We start from the raw sequence: 20618 nt of genomic DNA, 5'->3' as shown, positions 1-20618 counted from the left end.
AGGATAGCAACCGAAGAAATCTCCCGGAATCCTTGAGCTGGGAATATCCGGGACACCCTCCGTTATCTGGCGAAGGGATCAATGTCCCGGACGATCTGGGAGGCATCCCCATCGAACTCGTCGGCAGGAACGACCGACAGGCTGCCGTCTCCGGCGCGGAAGATCACGATGACGACCATCAGGGTCTTGGCAAGGCTAAGGGCGAAGGCCTGTGCATCGGTGGAGGACATAGGGTCCGGCTCCTGCTCGAAGCGGAGGACCATCCCCCGCTGACAGGCGCCCGACGGGTCCGGCCGTGGGCTGCAATCACCGCGATCGCGAAGCGGGAGCGGCGGCACGCTGTGCGTAGCCGACCCCTTGCGGGTTGATGGCACCAGGCCCTCGGCCGGCACCTAAGGATCAGCGCAGGAAAGCGGGGGTGGACCGTTGCTTGAAGATCGGCAGGTGTGGCCGTCTCTTCGCATGCGCTGGCTCAGGAGATTTCGTTCAGCTCGACGCCTGATGAGCGCTGGTCCTGCTCGCCAGTCCGCTGAAAATCGATGCCGAGAACCTCATTCCCGTGAAAAGCGATAAGGCCCCGTGAAATCAGATTCCGGAGATGGGGAACGGCAGCGCTCATGCGCCGCCCGACCCGAACCGATAGACCGGAATGCCGAGCTTGCGGGCCTTGTCGGCGAGATTGTCCTGGATGCCCGTGCCGGGGAAGATGATGACCCCGATGGGCATGACCGAGAGCATCTGGTCGTTGCGCTTGAAGGGGGCAGCCTTGGCGTGCCGCGCCCAGTCCGGCTTGAAGGCGACCTGCGGCACCTTGCGGGCATCGGCCCAGCAGGCGGCGATCCTCTCGGCCTCCTTCGACGAGCCACCGTGCAGCAGCACCATATCGGGGTGCTTGGCGTGCACCTGGTCGAGCTTCGCCCAGATGAGCTTGTGATCGGCCGTGTCACCGCCGGAGAAGGCGATCCTCGGACCTGCTGGCATCAGCACCTCGATCTCCGCGCGCCTGCGGGCGGCGAGGAAATCGCGGCTGTCGATGAGGGCTGCGGTGAGGTGCCGATGGTTCACCAGCGACCCGAAGCGGGGGCGCCAGGCTGATCCGGTGTGGCGCCCAAAGATGTCGGCGGCTTCGTCGCGCATCAGCTCGAAGGCATCGCGGCGCTCCACGAGGCTCTGGCCCTCGGCGATGAGGCGCTCCAGCTCCACCGAGCGCACCTCGCTTCCGTCCTGCTCCTGCTGGCTGCGGCGCTGGCCTTGCTCGTTATCGTCGAGGGTGCCGGCGATGCGGCCGGCGGCACGGTGGAACAGATGGACCGTCGACCACAGGAGATCGGGAAGGTCGGGCTCCAGGCGAGTATCCTGAAGCGTCGCGATCAGCGCATCGAAGATGTCTGCGATGGCACCGGAGATACGGTCGGCCTCGGGAAGCGGCCGGGGATCGGGCTCGTCCCCGAAGGAGCGGTAGCCGTAGAGCTGAAGGTCCTGCAGCAGGTGATCGGTTGGAGACGAGGCGTGGGGTTCGTCGTGCTCTGCGCTCATGGGATGCTCCGTCGGTTGGACCGCAGCCTTGCGGCCTTCATGGCGACGAAGCCGGCGGGCGGGACGGACCCGCACCCCGCGGGCAGCGTGGGGCCGGAGCGCAGCGGAGGATGGCGAAGGCCAGGGATTTTGTTTCGCGATGGAACGCCGCGTGTCGGGGCCCTGCGACGCCTGCGTCGTGGGGAAGCACCGGCGACGGAAAATCACCGGCCGGAGCCATTGCCGGTCCGGGACGACTGCCGGCCGATCGCCCTCTGGAAGGCCTGGCTGCGGGTCCTCTGTCGGCGGTGAGCCTCAGAGCGTGCCGTTGGCGCATCCCCACTCCCAGCTCCTCCAGGTCACGGGCTCAACGCCATGAAGCGGCTGACATCCTCAGGAGCAAGCAGGCATCGCAGTTCAGCCCGCACCGCATCGACCCCAAAGGCGCGCAGATCCTCGTTGAAGTCTCCGAGAGCTGGTGAGAGCACGATGGCCTCGATCCCGGCAAAAGCCGCTCGTGCGATAAGGCTGTCCCGTGCCCTGTTGCCGGCAGGATCGTTGTCGCAGACGATGTAGAGCCGCCGCAGCCTGGGTGGAAAGGCGATGACGGCGAGGTGTGCGGCCGAGAGCGCCGCTGCCATCGGGAGGCTGGGCAGCGCTGTGCGCACGGAGAGGATGGTCTCGATGCCCTCGCCGGTGGCCATCACGTCGTAAGGTCTGCCGAAGCGAACCGCATGCTCCAGCAGGTGGCCCATAGCGCGCCGGGGTGTGGCGATGTTGGCCTTGTCCGATCCATCCGGAGCGAGCCATGTCCGGTGGATGCCCATGATCCGTCCCGTGAGATCGGTGACGGCCGCGATCATGGCTGGCAGGAGTTGAGTGGACCCGTGTGCATCTGGACGATAGTAGCAGCGTGGGTTGAAGCGCAGGCTGCCGGTTTCGTGCAAAGCCGTGATGCCGCGGTTCCGCAGATACGTCTCCACGATTGTGCCCGGAATAGGCTTTGCGGCTGCAAAGAGCCGTCGTGCCGAGGTGACCGGATCACGTGAGGAACATTGCTTTCCGCCATGAGGAGCTTCCGCGCCTTGTGAGATTGGTGGAAGGTGCAGAAAGGCTTCAGCCTCGGCGACCACTTCGGTGAAATTGGACAGGCCCCGGCTCTCCCGGATCACGTCGAGGAGGTCGCCGTGTTCCCCCGTGGCCGCATCGGTCCATTTGCCGGCCGGGCCTTTTACGGTGTCCATCAGCCGCACGAACATTGAGCGGCCGGGCGTGTTGCGGGCATCACCCACCTGCCAATAGTGCCCTTGCCGCCGACCAGCGGAGAGATAATGGCGGCAGACTGCCTCCGCCTGCCGCCCCAGCCGCCGGGCGAGATCGTGCGCAGCATCCGTCATGGGGACGCTCCAAGAAAATGGCCCGCCGTCCGGGCCACGCGATAGGGGGGATCGCGGAGCCACAGGCGGCGGGCCAAGTTGCCCGGGGAGGATTATTCGGCAGCGATCGAGGAGGAGATCGCTTCGGGCTCCTCAGTGTCGGCGAGGTCTTCGCTGTCGGCCATGGCCGTTTCGCCGTCGGTCTCCGCCGTTTCCTCGCCGACGGTGTCCAAGGGCAGGGTCCGCAGCGCCTCCGGGAGCCAGCCGCTGTCGGCGAGGAGGGTCTCGGCCTCCCGGGCCATGTCGCCCTTCTTGAGGTGGGCGATCCGCTCGGCCGGGCGCTCCCCCTTGGCCTCGGTCACCGCCTGCAGGATGCGGGCCTTGGTGACCCTGCCGAGGAAGGTGTCCACCGTGGGCTTCCATCCGACGGCTGCCATGTCGAGCGACACCGCCTGCGCCAGCCTATCGGCATGGGCGAAGGCGCGAGGACGGCGGTTCCAGGCCTCATGCACCGCATTGACCGATAGGCTCACCACATGGGCGAACAGTGCGGCCCGGCTGTCGAGGTCCCACCCGCTCAAGGTGTCCCAGAGCGAGCCGGACTCCTTGGGCAGAGCCTTGACCCAGCTCTCATGCCGGACACGGATCGCCTCGGCCGAGACGCTGTCATTGAGGCCCGGCGCCTGGGCATTGAACGAGACGCTCTTGAGATCGAGCTCAAGGCAGCTGTCCGAGCCATAGACGTAGAAGGCCTTCAGCGTGAGAGCGTGGACAGCCGCGAGGAAGGCCACATCGGGCTGCTCGCCCAGCGCATGGCGCAGGCCGAGGGTCCGATGGGTGGTCAGCTCCGTGAGCAGCCGGTCGGAGATGGGGGTGAGGCCGTTTTCTTCCTCGGGCTCCGCAGGTGCATCGCACGCCGCTGCCTCCTGGTGCGGTGCCGAGGGCATGGCGGACCCGTCATCGCTCTCGGCGGAACGGTCTTGGTCCTCCTCGACGGGTATCTCGTCCTCCGGGCGGACATAGCCCCGCTCCACCCGGAGCTTGCCGTCCTGAGCGATGCTGACGAAGGCGCCGGCCCGGGCGACCTCCGCCGGATCGAACACGAGGGGCCGCGTCTCGAAGGCCTCCAGCATCGCCTCGAGCTCACCGAGCCGCACGTCGACCTCTTCGGGAAGCTCGTCGACATCGGCATGTTCTTCGGACAGACGATCGTACTCCGCCTGGGCGGTCGCCCGCGCAGCCTCCTCCTCTTCGGTTCGCGGCGTGGGCTCGCCCCTCAGCTGGCGCAGGCCGTAGGTGTGGCCATAGGCGAAGTCGGGCGCCACCTCGATCCACTTCCAGCCTTCGCTCCGGATCACGTCGGCCTCGGCGGCGAGCTTCTCCGCCACCATGCGATCGACGAGGGTCACATCCTGCAGCCAGCCACCGTCATCCCCCTGGAACAGGTCTCGCAGCACGATGCCGCCGGCCGCCTCATAGGCCTTGATGCCGATGAACCGGGTCCGCTTATCGGATGCCCGGACCGCACCCTCCGTCAGCATGCGCCGGATGGCATAGGGCTGCTTGTCGTAAGCCTGGGCGAGACGGTCCAGCACCTGCTCCTGCCGCTCATGGTCGCCCGATACGGTGAAGGCCATGAGCTGGTCGAGGGTGAGACCATCCTCGGCATAGGTGTCGAGCAGCTTTGGTGAGACAGAGGCGAGCTTCAGCCGCTGCTTCACCACGGCGACCGAGACGAAGAAGGCAGCGGCGATCTCCTCCTCGGACTGGCCCTTCTCCCGCAGAGCGAGGAAGGCGCGGAACTGGTCGAGGGGATGAAGCGGAGCCCGCTGGACATTCTCGGCAAGGGAATCCTCCTCGGCGATACCGCCCTCGCGCACGATGCAGGGGATCGGCGCGGTCCGGGCAAGGCGCTTGCGCTTCACCAGCAATTCCAGCGCCCGGTAGCGCCGCCCGCCAGCCGGAATCTCATACATGCCGGTCTCGACGCCATCGGCATCGACAACGGCGCGGACGTTGAGGCCCTGGAGCAGCCCGCGCCGGGCAATATCCTCGGCGAGCTCCTCGATGGACACGCCCGCCTTCACCCGGCGGACGTTGGACTGGCTGAGTACCAGCCTGTTGAAGGGGATGTCGCGGGAGGACGAAAGGGTGATCTTTTGAACGGCCGTAGCCATGGGATGTTTCTCCGCGACGGGCGGCCGGAGAACCTCTCTCTGGCCTCCAACCCGTCACGAAGCACGGCGCGGCCCTCTTCCTCTGAGGGCCGCGCCGCAGAACCGATGATCCGGAAATCCGGAACAACACGAAGCCGGAGACACTGCATTCCACATCTCCGGCAATGCGGATCTCAGGCAACGCGATCGAGCAGCTTCTTCGCCCGAGCCTCCAGATCGAGACGCGCATCCTGGTGGGGCTTGTCCCGCGCCACGGCGGTGATGCCCTGCACGAAGTCGAAGATGCTCTCGGGTTTCCGGCCCTCCTCGGCGAGCACGGTGTCGATCACCTTCTGCGTCTCGGCCTTGGAAAATCCTTTGCGGCGCAGAAACTCGGTGCGGTCCTCGTCGGTGCGCGCCACGATGCGCTCGCGTGCCGCCCTGATGCCGTTGACGAACGGCATGGGCGAGGAATTGGCAAAGCGCTCCAGGGCCGGCGCGGCCTGATGGGCGAAGCGGGATGCGGCATACTTCGAGTGTCGGATGGTGATCTCCTCGAAATCCTCGACGCCCCAGAGGTTGCGGTTCTGGCAGACCGCCCTGAGATAGAAGCTGGCGATCCCCAGCGTCTTCGCACCCACCTCCGAGTTCCAGCAATAGAAGCCTCGGAAGAAGAGGTCCGGTGAGCCATCCGGCAGGCGGCCGGCCTCGATGGGGTTGAGATCATCCACCAGGAACAGGAAGACGTCCCGGTCGGAGGCGTAAAGGGTGGTGGTGTCCTTGGTGATGTCGACGCGGGGATTGTAGATGCCTGTCGACCAGTCGAGCACGCCCGGCACCTTCCAGCGGGTATCGCCGGTGCCGTTGCCGGCAATACCGCGCACGGCGTCCACCAGCTCATGGTCATAGATGCGGCCGTAGTCCGGGCCGGTCACGGCCCGGAGCTCGACACGGCCGTCCTCGACCTCCAGCGTCTTGACCTGCTCGGCGCGATGCGTAAGCAGCCCGTGCTGCAGGTTGATGCCGGCCAAGGGTGCTGGGAGCTGACGCAAATAGGCGGCGGGCGCCCCTATGAGGCTCGCAAGCTGGCCGAAGCTCCAGTGGGTCGGCGCAACAGGAGCCTCCGCCCCCGGCAGCGCGAGCGTCAGCCGGTCCGGCGCCTCTCGGCTCGCCTCGACGCGGATGGCGGCGCTCTCCACAGTGCGTGTCCGGCTCCGGTCGGACCGGCCGCGCACCGCACCATACAGCTCAGACAGAGACAGATAGCGCTCGTCCCCCGGCCGGGAGAACCACTCGGACGACACCCGCCCATTCCTCTCGCCGCGGCTAGCGTCGATTCTGTACCCGCCCGACGCTTCCCGGCACGCCTCTAGAACCTGAATCTCAGTCATGGGACCAAACTCCATGACGGGCGCCGGGAGCCTCACTCCCGGTCCTCAACCCGTCGCGGAAATCCGATCCAACCTCTCACTTTAGGAGTTCGGGAGGCCCACCATCTTCGAAGCCGTTAGTCAATTGATTGAGCTCAGTTCACCACCCAGCGCTTCACCGAGGCGCTGTTGGGGGCCGCGACGTCTAAATCTCCACGGATGGCTGCGGGCGACGGATGGACAACGTGTTCATCGAGCGCCTCTGGCGATCCCGGAAAGACGAGTGCATCTTCCTCGACACCTTCGAGACCGACACAGACGCGCGGGCCGGGATCGACTGGTGGATCACCTACGATAGCCGCACGAGGTTCCGTTCCGCCCGCGGCGGCAAAACGCCGGAGTAGGTCCACAGGGCTCGAGATGGTATCGACACATCGACGTAACGGATACCAGTACCAAGCTTAGCAAAGCAGCCAATGCGGGACCACCTCAGACCACTGGATGGATCATTTCCGACACGGATGTCTCGACGGCTGCTGCACCGGAGGTAGGTTGCAAGGATGCTTCTCGGACTGCACTCACCCGAGCGCTGGCGGCTTCTCACACCAGCCAACATTCAGACACGTCGACTTTGGGGCTGGGGCCATTCAATACAGAAGATACTGGGGGCGTCGGAACCGAAGCCGTGTCAGAGTGGCCAACTCTTGATTGCGTCGGACTTCGGCGGAGATCATAGCAAATCGACCCATCTGATCTATTGCTACCTCATTATCCACGGAGGAACTCCAACGTGGTTGTCCGCTGTTCGGACGGCGCGCCGTGAGCATCTGCCAGACGGGAGAACGCTGTCCTATAAGCGCCTGGATGATCCGGCTCGCCAACAAGCGCTGGTGCCATTTCTGAAAGCGGCTGCGAGCCTCGACGGCCATTTGGTCGCGATTGCGGTAGACAAGAGGAAAAAGTGGCTCTCAACCGTTCCGAATGCAGCAGAGGATTTCCGTAAGGCTCTTCAGTTAAAGGCCTCCTGGAATGCTCGAGCGCTGGAGGCCATGCTGCGGAAAGTGCAATTTACCGCCATCTTGCTCTCCATCTGGTCGCGTCCATATGCCAATGTAACCTGGATAACCGACGAAGACGAGTTTGTGGCGAATGACACGCGTCATGACGATGCTCTCCAGGCCGTCGCACGTATGTGCTCGTTCTATTTCCAGCACCCGATGGGTGTTTTTCGGCTGAACACCACCGGGCAAGACCTTGAGAATCGCGATTTTGAAGATCTCTGTGCGATTCCCGACCTCGCCGCCGGAATGCTTTCAGAGGTTTCTACCCGTCTGGCTCAGGTAGGTAGCTGGGAAGGTCGCATACACAAGGTGCTCGACGGCGAGCTCCCTTTCAAGACTGAGCTGATCGCCGACTGGTTCTGGGATACGGAAATGACCCTTCGGAAGACCCTGATCACAATCGATCTTGAGGGTTCGCGCTTCGCCGTTCGGAAGATCTCGACACAAAATGGTGACATCTCTCCGAACTAAAAATCCGAAGAAAGCAGAGGGTCATCATAGATTCATGGCAGTAACCTAGCTCTACCGCTTCTCCCGCATGCTTAGTTATTCTTATGTTATCTTGACTAACGCCGATATTTGGAATTTCACTACCCAAGACGACTGAACAGAGAGCGTTCGCGGGGGAGGATAACATAATCGCCCCAGCCGATTGTCTTTGCCCGCGGCTTCAGTGATCCGTCTTCCCCCCTGATGAGGAGTTCCCCCTCATCGCGAAGCAGGACGAGCTGACGGCTCAGGATGTCTGAGGTGACCGGCGTGTCGTTGCAGTTGCCCGCGAAGAGCGCCTCGACGGCGAGGCCGGCGCCATCTTGGTTCGCGGCGTGGATCATGCGCGGCAGTTGGTCGAGAACCGCCGCCTCCGACCGACGCATGGCGTCGTCGTCGAACATGAAGGGGAGCAACCCCTGGCGCAGGTCTCTCGCCGGATCGAAGCCGAGCGCGTGGAAACCCGCGCCACCGTGGTGCTGGAACCGGTTGTTAAGGCGCCAATGCAGCTTGCCCATCTCGTCGCGGGCCTGACGATGGTTCGAGAGATGCAGCAACCAGTAGGAACGGTGCGCCTCGACCGAGTGGATAAAGAAGGGTGTGTAGAATCGCGCGCCCGTGCGCCCCTGGACATGACGGTAGAGCCCGTTCTGGATGAGATAACGCCACCCCTCGCCGTTCTTCAGGCCCATGAGGGCGCGAACGTCCTCACGAGCGAGTTCGATGTTGAGGAGCGCCTGCGTTTCCGCTGTCTTTTCCGACAGGAAGTCGATGAGCGCATCGACCGCGAACGTCAGCAGGATCTCTGGGTTCTTGAGCGTGCCGAGGATAGTGCGGATGGTGGCCAGTCTGACGTCGCTCCAGCCATATTGGTCGAGGAAAAAGAGCGAGCGGTGCGCAGTCCCTTTCTTTTTGATGTGCGAGAGGATGTCCGGGCACGCTTCCTCGAACTGTGCACAACGGACGAAGATGTCCTGGCCCAGCCGGGGGCCGTATCCGCGCTTGGTCAGAAGATCGTTCAGGAAGGCGATGTGCTGCGGATTCTCATCGACAAAAAAGAAGTCGGCTCGAACGGCAAAGCCCTTTGACCGCGCTGCTTTGAGCGCAGCGTCGGCCGCCGTCACAGCGGTCAAGAGGCGAAGCGGCGAACCTTCGACTTCCGCCGAACCCAGGCGGTAAAGCCCACCGCCGCTGAAACCATCGACGATGGTCAAGTTGAGCATCGTCTGGCTCGGCGTCCGCGTCAGCCGCTCGATATAGATGCGGACATACTGCTCGAAGATGTCGTGCTTGGCGACACTGTGCTCGCCGAGAAAGGGGAGCGCTTCGCCGAGCTTCCATTCGTAGTGCCTGCTCACTTGGCCGCCCGCTCTCGTTGCCGTCGGTTGAGACGTTCGCCCATGGTCAGGATATAGTCCGCGCCTTCCAAGCCCTTTTTGTTGGGACCGGCCCACAATAGGTAGTAGAGCGGTGCGCCGCGGGTATTCCGGATCAGGCGCGGTGTCGAGACATGGCCGAAAGCTGACTGCAGCCGGGTGCGATATAGCTCAAGCAGCCGCTCCGAGTAGTCTGGTCGTTTCTCAAGGCCGTTCACTGCGAAGAGCCCGCCTTGCCGCCGCTGATAGACCTCATCGAACCAGGCACGGCTACCGAAGTAGCTGTCGAGGGTCGCGGCCCAGCTTTCGGGCACCTCACCCGAGTTCGGAAGCATGCGCTGGATGGCCATGCTGAGCGCGAAGTTGACGACCACTTCGAACAGGCCGGTGTCCGCGAGCCTCTGGATGCTCGCCCAGTCGAGCTTGGCGCCGAAGGGGTCGAGAAAGGCAATGCCGCGGTGCGTCCGGCGCGAGATCGGCTGCGCCGTCACCCAGGCGATGCCTTCGGCGGCCGTAGCCTGGAGGACATTGATGGTGCGAGTGCCCGCGAACTCCGCCTTCAGTGCTTCGAGCTCGGCGGCGCGGTTCGCGTCGGGGTCGACGAAAATATAACGATTGAAGGCGTTGGGGATCCTGAGCGCTACCCGCGGAGATCCATCGATCAACTCCCTTGCTTCGGTGTCGATCGGCGGCTCTTGGCCGAAGAGGTCTGGTCCGCCGTGGGTCGCACGTTCCTCGGTCCGAACGACAGCCCGACCGCCGCCCGCGTAGGCGTCGAGGTAGATCGTTCTCCACGGCTGGTTCTTCAGGACCTTTGTGTAGAAATCGAGGTAGCGCGCCAAGGCGTCCAGCTTCTCCTTGACCCAAGGCCCGACCTCCGGCAGATCCGCCATCAGAGGGCGCTCGCCGTGCGGTCGGGAAACTCGCTCCATTCGCGGCCATCGAGTTCGCGCCCGCCGGACTTCGGACGGATGCCGCCCCATTGTTTGAAAAAGAACGCAACCTTCTGCTCTACGCACTGGTCGCGGATCTCGCGCGCCCATTCGAGGTGGAGGGGCCGCGCCCCCGGTCCCGACTCGCCGCCGGCGATCACCCAGTCGATGCCCGTCAGATCGACTGGTCCGACGGCGCCGATCAAAGGCTCAATCGACAAGAAGCGCACGCCAGCCGGGGTCGCCCGTAGATGCCCGATGCGCCCCTTCGCTTGAGCGTCCTCGACCGACACGCCGCACCAGATGTGCTTTGGTCCTCGCGTAGCGCCGTAGCGGTGACGCAGATAGTCGCGCATCAGGGAGCTGCGCTTCGTAAGCACCTGGAAGACATGCCAGTCGGCCGCCTCCATCGTGTCGAACACCTGGTCGATGAAGGACGTGGGAACCTGCTTGTGGAACAGGTCGCTCATCGAGTTGACGAAGATCATCCGCGGCCTGCGCCATTTGAGCGGATGATCGAGCCGCTCAGGCCGCAACGTCAAGTCGAACCCTGTTGAAAACGGATGCCCTGGAACGCCTCGGAAACGCTCCGAGAAGCGCTCCGCGTAGCAATTATCGCAGCCACGCGAGATCTTCGTGCAGCCCGTTACCGGATTCCACGTCGCGTCCGTCCACTCGATCGCGCTTCCATCAGCCATGCTGGCGTCGCCTCTCGAGTCCGAACTCTAGCACGATAAGAACAAAACATGAACGCCTCTGACGGGGCCCAGCGTGTGGGCTGCACAAAGCGGCACGCGTCATGCCGGCCGTCATTGCAGCACCCGCTTCGCGGCTTGGCGTTCACCGTGCTCGAAAGCATCGGCGAAGCTCGCGAGGTCTTCGTTGGTCATCCCGAGCGCCCGGCCTTCCTCGCGCCACGTCGCGACTGCCGCCTCCACTTCCGTGAGGATGGCTTTCGCGCGCGCACTCGCGATCCGAAAGTAGGGCGCGACTGACATCAAGGCGTCGATGCTCGCCTCGGGGCCGGCCTCTTCGGACACCCAGGTCTTCAACTCGCGTACCCGCTCGGGGAACGGATTCACATCGAACGCCGGGGCCAGCCGCCACTGGCCGCGATCGACATGCAGGAAGCCGTGGTTGAGCAGGTGATCGTCCACGTTGGTGATGAGGATCGAGAAGGCGATGCGGCGCCACAGCTCTTCGATGTCCGCAGCGGGCTCACTTCCATGCTGTCGAAGCGCATCGACCAGTTCGGTGTAGCTGTGCTCGCCTGGATCGCCGGGCACGGCACCGAGCATGGTCGCGGCTGACACATACATGAGCCGGGCACCATTGCCGGTGCGATCAAAGCGTCGGATGAGAGCTACGGGGGAGCCGTCGCTGTCGATGAGGCGGGCTTCTGCAGCATCGATGCCGGCCTTGCGGGCCAGCCGCAAGGCAAGCACCTCGCCCTTGGTGACGGGCCGCTCGTCCGTCACGCTCGGGAATTTGCCGATCGAGAGCCGCCCGTGCTCGTCGATGACGGAGCATTTCGGGCGGAGCCCACCGAGCGACGTGCCGCGGCCGCGGAGATAGGCGAGATCGGCCTCTGTCTCCGTATTGGTTTCGACAGCACGGGTTGCGGCCAGAAGCTGCGCCAGCTCGATGAGCGGCGGGATGGTCCGACGTCCGTCCTCGACCGAGCGCTGGTAGTGGCCATCTTCGTCCTGGAGCCGTAGCGCGCCCACGCGGCTGACGTCGTCCACGGCGAGGAGATAGTCCATCGCGTTGAGCGGCCGCGTCTCCACCGCCTGTCCCGCCCGGCGCGCCTCCTGGCGGCGCTTGGCGTGATCGCGCTGGATCACCCGCCGGCCCCAGCCGTCCGGTTCGGTATCGGCGATGGCGGCGTGGAAAACCGAGCCGTCGCGCGTCTTGCGGTGGAACTGAGGACCGGCCACGAGGGGCAGCCCAGGCTCGATTGCGAAGCGATCGGCGGCCGGGAGCCAGGCCGCGTCGTACTCGAAGGTCGCGCTTTCGCGTGCGCCCTGCTGGTCGTAGCGCAAGACGCCGAGAGGTCTTGCCTCTGCGCCGAGACGTATCGCAATGGTGCGCCTCATAGCGGTCGCGGCGTCTTGCGCGCCCGCACCCGTTTCGGCAGGCGCTCGGCGTCGAGCAACAGCCCCTGGTCGTCACGCCGCGGATCGACGATCTCGCCGAGCGCGCCGTCGAAGCCGAGGACGAAGAAGGTCATGGCGTAGGTGCCCATGGCGACGGTCGGGTCGCCCTTCTCGATCTTCAGATACGTGCTTTTGGCGGTCCCGACCCGCTCGGCCATCATGATGGTTGTCAGGCTGCGCTTCTTGCGGGCGAGCGCGATGTCCGCGCCCAGCTTGGCCAGGGCTCGCTTCACCTTGGGCGGCAGCGTGTCGACGACGGTGGATCGCATTACAGTCTCATGAAGAGAGCCATAATGCTCTCACGGTCGTGTATATAAGTCCTTAACGAGCGGCTGTCGAGTTGCCAGAGGGGTCCAGCCAGAGCCTGAAAGTGGCGCGCGAGGATCAAGTCTCGCCCGTCCCGTTTGCATCTCAGCGCGGCTTTGCGGTGCCCACGATAGTCGAACCGAGGAGAAACACGCCGGCATTCCCCTTGCTCGCGAGCAGCCCTCTTCCGGGAGTCTGTCTCCATGAAATCCGACGATTGCCATATGCCGACTATTCTGCCGCCATAGGAACTGCGGGGCACCTTTCGGCGCCCTTGGTGAGCAATCTCTCGATCTCGTCCGACGTCATGCGCACCGCGAGCTTCAGCGCTTCGTCAATGTGGACGTAGTCCTGGGTGACGCTTCGCGACGCGTGCCCGAGCATCGCTTTGATCGTCAGTTCCGAGAAGCCGAGATCGCCCGCGACGCTGCCGAAGGTGTGCCGAAGGGTATGCGGCGTTACTCCGCTGATGCCGGCGAGCTTGCAGACCCGATCCAGGCAGGAGCTGACGGCCGTGAACGGCCCGTCGGTGATGTCCGAAGGAAACACATGCGGGTTGCCTATGATGACCGGCTGCGCTTCGACGACCCGGATTGCCGCCGGACCGATCGCACGGATTTGTGCGTCACCCTTGGTGTCGGGAAAGGCCACGTAGCCGCCGTCTCGATGGACCCATGCGCGATGCATGGCCTGCGCTTCTTCGCGCCGGTAGCCCGTCAGCAGGAGCAGGCGCATCACGCCGAGAGCCGTCTGATTTTCACCATTGCGTTCGGCATAAGCGATGGCAGTGCCGACAGCCTCGATCTCGGCCACGCTCAGGCGCCGGTTCTTCTTGTTGCCTGTGAGCTTTTTCGCGCCCTTCGTCGGGTGCTCGGCGAGAAGGCCTTTGTGCTTGGCATGGCCGATGATCGCCTGAAGCGTTCCGACGCACCGTCCCGCCACCCCAGCGCCGCCCGAAGCCTTGCCCCCGGGCCCGCCAGCGCGCGGCTTGGCGGTCTTCCCGTTCCTGACATCGGTCTGCATCTGCTCGACGTCGGCGATCATGAGGTGGCGGACGATACGCTTGCCAAGCAGCGGCTTGATGTGCGTCCTGATCCGGCTTTCATCCATGTCCAGTGAAGACGCCTTGATGGGCCGGTTCTTGCGGCCAAGGATGTTTCCCGCTCGCGCTTCGGTGAGATACCAATCGCACATTTCCGCAACCGTCATACCCTTGCGGGCCTGGCGGGCTTCGTCGGCGGGATCTTCCCCGGCCGCGACGGTGCCGAGCTGGATCTTGGCTTTCTCGCGGGCCTGCTCGACGGTCATGACGCCGTAGCGTCCGAGATTGGTCCGGCGCTTGATCCCCTCTGCATTGCGGTACTGCAGCACGAAGGTCTTGAGGCCTGACCTGAGGATCCGGACGCCGAAGCCACGGATTTCGCTGTCCCAGTGAATGATCTGGGCCTCACCAGGTGGTGCGAAGGCGTCAACGGCTTTCTTGGTCAGCTTGATGGTCGGCATGCCGGCGCTCTCCTTCTGGAGACAAAGCTCCGGTAAGGAGGCTTTGTCTCCAAAATGTCTCCAGAAACGCGAGTTTCGTGGGCCAAAAAAGGATACGTCGTCGTAAGGTGACAATCAATAAACATATGATAAATAGTATATTTTAGTGCGACAGCGTGTGGCGGCGCAGGCTCCGCCCAAAGTTGCCAAGGTTGGGGTCGAGGGTTCGAATCCCTTCGCCCGCTCCAGTTTCTCTCAAGAAAATCAGATGGTTGACAAACGCCCCTTGGGGCGTTTTCTGCTTACCGGCGACGGCTCGGTCATATCGGTAAGCAGGCGGTAAGCGCGGCAGGGAAAGCCATGGCGCGCTCCAGAGTAGGCGACCGGCCCTTCCCGACCGGTCAGCGACAACCTGGAACGGGCGGTGATGCTGCTCGGCAGGTGACCTATCCTGCTGACGGGACGCACCCTGTCGTCCATCGAGAGTGAGAGGTTGGACCGGATGCCCGTGACGGGTTGAGGGCAGGGAGAGAGGCTCCCGGCGCCCCGTCATGGAGTTTGGTCCCATGACTGGAGTTCAGGTTCTAGATGCCAGCCGGGAAGCGGCCGGCGGTTACAAGGTCGACGCGAGCCGCGGCGAGCGGATCGGCCGTGTGTCCTCCGAGTGGTTCTCCCGGCCGGCGGACGAGCGCTATTTGTCGCTGTCGGAGCTCTACGGTGCGGTGCGCGGGCGGTCCGACCGGAGCCGGACGCGCACCGTGGAGAGCGCCGCCATCCGCGTCGACGCCAGCCGCGAGGCGCCGGACCGGCTGACGCTCGCGTTCCCCGGGGCAGATGCTCCAGTTGTCCCGACCCATTGGAGCTTCGGCCAGCTTGCGAGCCTCATCGGCGCGCCTGCCGCCTATCTGCGCCAGCTCCCGGCACCATTGGCCGGCATCAATCTGCAATACGGACTCACATCCCATCGTGCCGAGCAGGTCAAGACGCTCGAGATCGAAGACGGACGCGTCGAGCTCCGGGCCGTCACCGGCCCCGACTACGGCCGCATCTATGACCATGAGCTGGTGGACGCCGTGCGCCGCATTGCCGGCAACGGCACGGGCGATACCCGCTGGAAGGTGCCCGGCGTGCTCGATTGGTCGACCGGCATCTACAATCCCCGCATCGACATCACCAAGGACACCACCACGCTCTATGCCTCGGACCGGGACGTCTTCCTGTTCCTGGTGGACGACCTCAACCCCATCGAGGCCGGCCGGCTGCCGGATGGCTCGCCCGACTTGTTCTTCCGGGGCTTCTATTGCTGGAACTCGGAGGTGGGGGCGAAGACGCTGGGCATCGCCAGCTTCTATCTGCGGGCGGTCTGCCAGAACCGCAACCTATGGGGCGTGGAGGATTTTGAGGAGATCACCATCCGCCACTCCAAGTATGCCGCCTCCCGTTTTGCCCATCAGGCCGCGCCGGCCCTGGAGCGGTTCGCCAATTCCTCCCCCATGCCCTTCGTCAACGGAATCAGGGCGGCCCGCGAGCGCATCGTGGCGCGCACCGACGAAGACCGCACCGAGTTTTTGCGCCGCAAGGGCTTCTCCAAGGCCGAGACGCAGAAGGTGATCGACACCGTGCTCGCCGAGGAAGGCCGCAAGCCCGAGAGCATCTTCGACTTCGTGCAGGGCATCACAGCGGTGGCGCGGGACAAGCCGCACCAGGATGCGCGCCTCGATCTGGAGGCCCGGGCAAAGAAGCTCCTTGATCGCGCTGCCTGAGATCCGCAAAGCCGGAGATGCGGATTGCCGTGTCTCCGGCTTCATGTGGTGCCGGCTTTCCGGATCGTCGGTTCTGCGGCGCCGTCCTCAGAGGAAGAGGACGGCGCCGTGCTTCGTGACGGGTTGGAGGTTGAGAGAGAGGTTCTCCGGCCGCCCGTCGCGGAGAAGCATCCCATGGCCACGGCCGTTCAGAAGATCACCCTTTCGTCGTCCCGCGACATTCCCTTCAACAAGCTGGTGCTCAGCCAGTCCAACGTCCGCCGGGTGAAGGCGGGCGTGTCCATCGAGGAACTCGCCGAGGATATCGCCCGGCGGGGCCTGCTCCAGGGCCTCAATGTCCGAGCCGTGATCGATGCGGATGGCGTCGAGACCGGCATGTACGAGATCCCGGCCGGCGGACGGCGCTACCGGGCGCTGGAACTTCTGGTGAAGCGCAAGCGCCTCGCCAGGACCGCGCCGGTGCCCTGCATCGTGCGCGAGGGCGGCATCGCCGAGGAGGATTCGCTTGCCGAGAATGTCCAGCGCGCACCGCTGCACCCGCTCGACCAGTTCAGGGCGTTCCTGGCCTTGCGGGAGAAGGGCCAGTCCGAGGAGGAGATCGCGGCTGCCTTCTTCGTCTCGGTGATGGTGGTGAAGCAGCGGCTGAAGCTCGCATCGCTCTCTGCGAAGCTCCTCGACGTCTATGCCGAGGATGGCCTCACCCTTGACCAGCTCATGGCCTTCACCGTCTCCGGCGACCATGAGCGGCAGGAGCAGGTGCTGGAGCGTCTCGCCCAGGCTTACGACAAGCAGCCCTATGTCATCCGGCGCATGCTGACCGAGGGGGCGGTGCGGGCATCCGACAAGCGGGCCCGGTTCATCGGCATCGAGGCCTATGAGACGGCTGGCGGCACGGTGCTGCGCGACCTGTTCCAGGGGGACGACGGCGGCTGGCTGCAGGATGTCACCCTCGTCGATCGCATGGTGGCGGAGAAGCTCGCCGCCGAGGCCAACGGGATTCGGAGCGAAGGCTGGAAGTGGATCGAAGTGGCGCCGGACTTCGCCTATGGCCACACCTACGGCCTGCGCCAGCTGCGGGGTGAGCCGACGCCCCTGACCGAGGAAGAGGAGGCAGCTCGGGCGACGGCCCAGGCCGCATATGATCGCCTCTCCGAAGAACATGCCGATGCCGACGAGCTTCCCGAGGAGGTCGATGCGCGGCTCGGTGAGCTCGAGGCGGTGCTGGAAGCCTTTGATACGCGTCCTCTCGCGTTCGATCCGGCGGAGGTCGGCCGCGCCGGCGCCTTCGTCAGCATCGCGCAGGACGGCAAGCTCCGGGTGGAGCGGGGCTATGTCCGCCCGGAGGACGAGGTGCCGGTCGAAGAGGAGCATGCCACTTCCACCGAGACCGATGATGCAAACCATGTGGCATCGACTTCTCTCCAGGAGGCGGCCACACCCGATGCCCCTGCTGAGCCCGAGGAGGAAGGCGACCTCGCCCCGATCTCCGACCGGCTGCTCACGGAGCTGACCACCCATCGCACCCTCGGCCTGCGCCATGCGCTGGGCGAACAGCCCGATGTGGCCTTCCTCGCGGCGGTCCACGCCCTCACGCTGAAGGCCTTCTACGCCTATGGCTCGGATAGCTGCCTCGAGCTCGATCTCAAGAGCGTGTCCTTCAACGCCCAGGCGCCGGGCCTCAACGACAGCGTTTCGGCCGAGGCGATCCGTGTCCGGCACGAAAGCTGGGCTAAGGGGCTGCCCAAGGAGCCGGTTGCGCTCTGGGACACCCTGAGTGGATGGGACCGCGACAGCCAGGCCGCCCTGTTCGCCCATGTGGTGAGCCTCTCGGTCAATGCTGTGCATGAGGCTTGGAACCGCCGTCCACGCGCCTTCGCCCATGCCGATAGGCTGGCGCAGGCGGTGTCACTCGACATGGCGGCGGCCGGGTGGAAGCCCACCGTCGACACCTTCCTCGGCCGGGTGACCAAGGCCCGCATTCTGCAGGCGGTGACCGAGGCGAAGGGGGAACGTGCGGCGGAGCGGATCGCCCACCTCAAGAAGGGCGACATGGCGCGGGAGGCTGAGACCCTCCTTGCCGAAGGCGGGTGGCTCCCGGAGCCGCTGCGGACCCAGCCGTCCGACACCACCGGCGAGAAGACGGCGGAGAAGGACGGCGCAACGGCCATGGGCGAAGAGGACGAGCTCGCCGAGACTGAGGAGCCCGAGGCGGCCTGTCCCCCGATCGCCGCCGAATAGTCCTCCTGGGCAACCTGGCCCGTCGCCCGAGGCTCCGCGATCTCCCTGTCGCGAGGTCCGGTCGGCGGGCCTTTTTCTTGGAGCGTCCTCATGGCGGATGCTGCGCATGACCTCGCCCGGCGGCTGGGGCGGCAGGCAGAGGCGGTCTGCCGCCATTATCTCTCCGCAGGCCGGCGGCAGGGTCATTATTGGCAGGTGGGAGATGTTCGCAACACGCCCGGCCGCTCCCTGTTCGTGCGGCTGTCGGATAGCGCGCATGGCCCTGCCGGAAAATGGACCGATGCGGCCACGGGGGAGCACGGCGACCTGCTCGACGTGATCCGCGAGAGCCGGGGCTTGTCCATCTTCGCCGATGTCGTCGCCGAGGCTGAGACCTTCCTCCGTCTGCCGCAATCGCGGCGAGAGCCAGAAGGGGTGGACCGGAGGGCAGCGCCCACCTCCGCCAATCCGGTCATCTCGGCACAACGGCTCTTTGCAGCCGCCAAGCCGATTCCGGGCACACTCGTGGAGACGTATCTGCGGAACCGCGGCATCACGGCTTTGCACGAAACCGGAAGCCTGCGCTTTCACCCCCGCTGCTATTACCGGTCCGATGCGCACACCCCCATCCAGCCCTTGCCGGCGATGGTCGCGGCCGTCACCGATCTCAGCGGACGGATCACGGGCGTGCATCGAACATGGCTCGCTCCGAATGGGTCGGACAAGGCAGCCATCACCACGCCCCGGCGCGCCATGGGTCACCTGCTGGAGCATGCCGTTCGCTTCGGCGGGGCTGACGATGTTATGGCCGTCGGCGAGGGCATCGAGACCATCCTTTCCGTGCGGACCTTACTGCCCAACCTTCCGATGGCAGCGGCGCTCTCGGCCGCACACCTTGCAGTCATCGCCTTCCCACCAGGGCTGCACCGGCTCTACATCGTTCGCGACAACGATCCGGCCGGCGATAGGGCGCGGGACAGTGTCGCTTCGCGGGCGGCGTCCGTCGGGATCGAGGCCATCGTGCTCTCGCCAGCGCTCGGCGACTTCAACGAGGATCTGCGCGCCTTTGGGGTCGATGCGGTGCGGGCTGAACTGCGATGCCTGCTTGCTCCTGAGGATGCCAGCCGCTTCACAATGCTGAACCCGTGACATGAAGGAGCTGGGAGCGGGGATGCGCTAACGGCACGCTCTGATACCCACCGTCGGCAAAGAGTCCGCAGCCAGGCCTTCCAGAGGGCGATCGGCCAGCAGTCGTCCCGGACCGGCAATGGCTGCGGCCGGCGATTTTCCGTCGGCGGTGTTTTCCCCACGACGCAGGCGTCGCGGGACCCCTGCCACCGCCTTTCCATCGCGAAACAAAATCGCCGGCCTCCGCCATCCTCCGCTGCGCTCCGGCCCCGCGCTTCCCGCGGGGTGCAGGTCCGACCCGTCCGCCGGCTTCGTCGCCATGAAGGCCGCAAGGCTGCGGTCCAACCGACGGAGCCTCCCATGAGCACCGAGCACGACGAGCCCCACCACGCTTCTTCGCCCACGGATCACCTGCTGCAGGAGCTTCAGCTCTACGGCTACCGCCCGCTCAACGACGAGTCCGATCCCCGGCCCCTTCCCGAGGCCAACCACATCACCGGCGCCATCGCCGACATCTTCGATGCGCTGATCGCGACCCTGCAGGACACGCGTCTCGAGCCGGACCTCCCCGACCTCCTGTGGTCCACCGTCCATCTCTTCCACCGTGCCGCCGGCCGGATCTCCAGCGCGCTTGACGATAACGAGCAGGGCCAGCGTCGCAGCCAGCAGGAGCAGGACGGCAGCGAGGTGCGCTCGGTGGAACTGGAACGCCTCATCGCCGAGGGGCAGAGCCTCGTGGAGCGTCGCGATGCCTTCGAGCTGATGCGCGACGATGCCGCCGACGCCTTCGAACGCCACACCGGCTCAGCCTGGCGCCCCCGTACCGGATCGCTGGTGAACCACCAGCACCTCACTGCTGCCCTCATCGACAGCCGCGACTTCCTCACCGCCCGCAGGCGCTCGGAGACCGAGGTGCTGATGCCCGCAGGCCCCAAAATCGCCTTCTCCGGCGGCGACACAGCTGATCACAGGCTCATCTGGGCCAAGCTCGACCAGGTGCACGCCAAGCACGCCGACATGGTGCTGCTGCACGGTGGCTCGCCCAAGGGCGCCGAAAGGATCGCCGCCTGCTGGGCCGATGCGCGCAAGGTGCCCCAGGTTGCCTTCAAGCCCGACTGGGCGAAGCACGCCAAGGCCGCGCCCTTCAAGCGCAACGACCAGATGCTCTCGGTCATGCCCATCGGGGTCATCATATTCCCCGGCACCGGCATCCAAGACAACCTCGCCGACAAGGCCCGCACGCTCGGCATCCCGGTCTATCGCTTCGGGGCGGGTAGCGCATGAGCGCCGC

General features: G+C 65.1%; 17 protein-coding genes. 6 read left to right on the top strand and 11 right to left on the bottom strand.

Annotated elements, in window-relative coordinates; translation table 11 throughout:
* Positions 1-62: 62 nt before the first annotated feature.
* The 5 genes from D7006_RS05480 to D7006_RS05460 all read right to left on the bottom strand — a co-directional run bounded on the left by D7006_RS05480 (position 63) and on the right by D7006_RS05460 (position 6438).
* Positions 63-230 carry a hypothetical protein gene (locus D7006_RS05480; RefSeq protein WP_237355857.1) on the bottom strand — a complete coding sequence of 56 codons (168 nt, stop codon included), beginning with the start codon at positions 228-230 and terminating at the stop codon, positions 63-65.
* A 385-nt stretch (positions 231-615) separates the two neighbouring features.
* A complete protein-coding gene (locus D7006_RS05475; protein ID WP_237355856.1) occupies positions 616-1536 on the bottom strand; it encodes a DUF2493 domain-containing protein in 921 nt (306 codons plus the stop codon).
* A gap of 338 nt (positions 1537-1874) precedes the next feature.
* Positions 1875-2912: a toprim domain-containing protein gene (locus D7006_RS05470; RefSeq protein WP_237355855.1), complete on the bottom strand. Its 1038-nt coding sequence runs from the start codon at positions 2910-2912 to the stop codon at positions 1875-1877.
* 92 nt (positions 2913-3004) lie between these two features.
* Complete coding sequence (locus tag D7006_RS05465) at positions 3005-5068, bottom strand: ParB/RepB/Spo0J family partition protein (protein WP_237355854.1); 2064 nt, start codon at positions 5066-5068, stop codon at positions 3005-3007.
* A 173-nt stretch (positions 5069-5241) separates the two neighbouring features.
* On the bottom strand, positions 5242-6438 hold the full coding sequence (locus D7006_RS05460) for a DUF932 domain-containing protein (protein ID WP_237355853.1): 1197 nt from the start codon (positions 6436-6438) through the stop codon (positions 5242-5244).
* Positions 6439-6653: 215 nt separating this feature from the next.
* Between D7006_RS05460 and D7006_RS05455 the strand changes: the two genes are divergently transcribed.
* Positions 6654-6821, top strand: coding sequence for an integrase core domain-containing protein (locus D7006_RS05455; protein ID WP_371745042.1), 168 nt, complete (start codon positions 6654-6656; stop codon positions 6819-6821).
* A gap of 300 nt (positions 6822-7121) precedes the next feature.
* The gene (locus D7006_RS05450) at positions 7122-7949 is read left to right on the top strand and encodes a hypothetical protein (protein WP_237355852.1); all 828 of its coding nucleotides are present in this window, start codon (positions 7122-7124) and stop codon (positions 7947-7949) included.
* 119 nt (positions 7950-8068) lie between these two features.
* Here the strand turns inward: D7006_RS05450 and D7006_RS05445 are convergent, their stop codons facing one another.
* The 6 genes from D7006_RS05445 to D7006_RS05420 form a co-directional block, all read right to left on the bottom strand.
* On the bottom strand, positions 8069-9325 hold the full coding sequence (locus D7006_RS05445; RefSeq protein ID WP_237355851.1) for a three-Cys-motif partner protein TcmP: 1257 nt from the start codon (positions 9323-9325) through the stop codon (positions 8069-8071).
* Positions 9322-10236 carry a three-Cys-motif partner protein TcmP gene (tcmP, locus tag D7006_RS05440; RefSeq protein WP_237355850.1) on the bottom strand — a complete coding sequence of 305 codons (915 nt, stop codon included), beginning with the start codon at positions 10234-10236 and terminating at the stop codon, positions 9322-9324. The genes D7006_RS05445 and tcmP overlap by 4 nt, the downstream gene beginning before the upstream one ends.
* Positions 10236-10973 carry a DUF5131 family protein gene (locus D7006_RS05435; RefSeq protein WP_237355849.1) on the bottom strand — a complete coding sequence of 246 codons (738 nt, stop codon included), beginning with the start codon at positions 10971-10973 and terminating at the stop codon, positions 10236-10238. The genes tcmP and D7006_RS05435 overlap by 1 nt, the downstream gene beginning before the upstream one ends.
* 111 nt (positions 10974-11084) lie before the next feature.
* On the bottom strand, positions 11085-12317 hold the full coding sequence (locus tag D7006_RS05430; RefSeq protein WP_237355848.1) for a type II toxin-antitoxin system HipA family toxin: 1233 nt from the start codon (positions 12315-12317) through the stop codon (positions 11085-11087).
* 50 nt (positions 12318-12367) lie between these two features.
* Complete coding sequence (locus D7006_RS05425) at positions 12368-12700, bottom strand: helix-turn-helix domain-containing protein (RefSeq protein ID WP_237355847.1); 333 nt, start codon at positions 12698-12700, stop codon at positions 12368-12370.
* 268 nt (positions 12701-12968) lie between these two features.
* A complete protein-coding gene (locus D7006_RS05420; protein ID WP_237355846.1) occupies positions 12969-14240 on the bottom strand; it encodes a site-specific integrase in 1272 nt (423 codons plus the stop codon).
* Positions 14241-14785: 545 nt separating this feature from the next.
* Here D7006_RS05420 and D7006_RS05415 point away from each other — a divergent pair.
* The 4 genes from D7006_RS05415 to D7006_RS05400 all read left to right on the top strand — a co-directional run bounded on the left by D7006_RS05415 (position 14786) and on the right by D7006_RS05400 (position 20611).
* Positions 14786-15982, top strand: a complete 1197-nt coding sequence (locus D7006_RS05415; protein WP_237355845.1) for a DUF932 domain-containing protein — start codon at positions 14786-14788, stop codon at positions 15980-15982.
* 174 nt (positions 15983-16156) lie between these two features.
* The gene (locus D7006_RS05410) at positions 16157-18220 is read left to right on the top strand and encodes a ParB/RepB/Spo0J family partition protein (RefSeq protein ID WP_237353995.1); all 2064 of its coding nucleotides are present in this window, start codon (positions 16157-16159) and stop codon (positions 18218-18220) included.
* Between the two features lie 90 nt (positions 18221-18310).
* Complete coding sequence (locus D7006_RS05405) at positions 18311-19348, top strand: toprim domain-containing protein (protein ID WP_237355844.1); 1038 nt, start codon at positions 18311-18313, stop codon at positions 19346-19348.
* A 339-nt stretch (positions 19349-19687) separates the two neighbouring features.
* Positions 19688-20611, top strand: a complete 924-nt coding sequence (locus D7006_RS05400) for a DUF2493 domain-containing protein (protein WP_237355843.1) — start codon at positions 19688-19690, stop codon at positions 20609-20611.
* The last annotated feature ends 7 nt before the right edge of the window (positions 20612-20618 follow it).

The sequence above is a fragment of the Xanthobacter sp. YC-JY1 genome, from assembly GCF_021730305.1.
Lineage (GTDB): Bacteria > Pseudomonadota > Alphaproteobacteria > Rhizobiales > Xanthobacteraceae > Xanthobacter > Xanthobacter flavus.
The sequence above is the reverse complement of the archived record's forward strand: the minus strand, read 5'-3'. Positions and strand labels throughout refer to the sequence as shown.

Excerpts from the sequence above, each read along its gene's own strand:
- D7006_RS05480 (WP_237355857.1), bottom strand. The coding sequence starts at position 230 with ATGTCCTCCACCGATGCACAGGCCTTCGCCCTTAGCCTTGCCAAGACC.
- D7006_RS05475 (WP_237355856.1), bottom strand. The coding sequence starts at position 1,536 with ATGAGCGCAGAGCACGACGAACCCCACGCCTCGTCTCCAACCGATCAC.
- D7006_RS05470 (WP_237355855.1), bottom strand. The coding sequence starts at position 2,912 with ATGACGGATGCTGCGCACGATCTCGCCCGGCGGCTGGGGCGGCAGGCG.
- D7006_RS05465 (WP_237355854.1), bottom strand. The coding sequence starts at position 5,068 with ATGGCTACGGCCGTTCAAAAGATCACCCTTTCGTCCTCCCGCGACATC.
- D7006_RS05460 (WP_237355853.1), bottom strand. The coding sequence starts at position 6,438 with ATGACTGAGATTCAGGTTCTAGAGGCGTGCCGGGAAGCGTCGGGCGGG.
- D7006_RS05455 (WP_371745042.1), top strand. The coding sequence starts at position 6,654 with ATGGACAACGTGTTCATCGAGCGCCTCTGGCGATCCCGGAAAGACGAG.
- tcmP (WP_237355850.1), bottom strand. The coding sequence starts at position 10,236 with ATGGCGGATCTGCCGGAGGTCGGGCCTTGGGTCAAGGAGAAGCTGGAC.
- D7006_RS05435 (WP_237355849.1), bottom strand. The coding sequence starts at position 10,973 with ATGGCTGATGGAAGCGCGATCGAGTGGACGGACGCGACGTGGAATCCG.
- D7006_RS05425 (WP_237355847.1), bottom strand. The coding sequence starts at position 12,700 with ATGCGATCCACCGTCGTCGACACGCTGCCGCCCAAGGTGAAGCGAGCC.
- D7006_RS05420 (WP_237355846.1), bottom strand. The coding sequence starts at position 14,240 with ATGCCGACCATCAAGCTGACCAAGAAAGCCGTTGACGCCTTCGCACCA.
- D7006_RS05415 (WP_237355845.1), top strand. The coding sequence starts at position 14,786 with ATGACTGGAGTTCAGGTTCTAGATGCCAGCCGGGAAGCGGCCGGCGGT.
- D7006_RS05410 (WP_237353995.1), top strand. The coding sequence starts at position 16,157 with ATGGCCACGGCCGTTCAGAAGATCACCCTTTCGTCGTCCCGCGACATT.
- D7006_RS05405 (WP_237355844.1), top strand. The coding sequence starts at position 18,311 with ATGGCGGATGCTGCGCATGACCTCGCCCGGCGGCTGGGGCGGCAGGCA.
- D7006_RS05400 (WP_237355843.1), top strand. The coding sequence starts at position 19,688 with ATGAGCACCGAGCACGACGAGCCCCACCACGCTTCTTCGCCCACGGAT.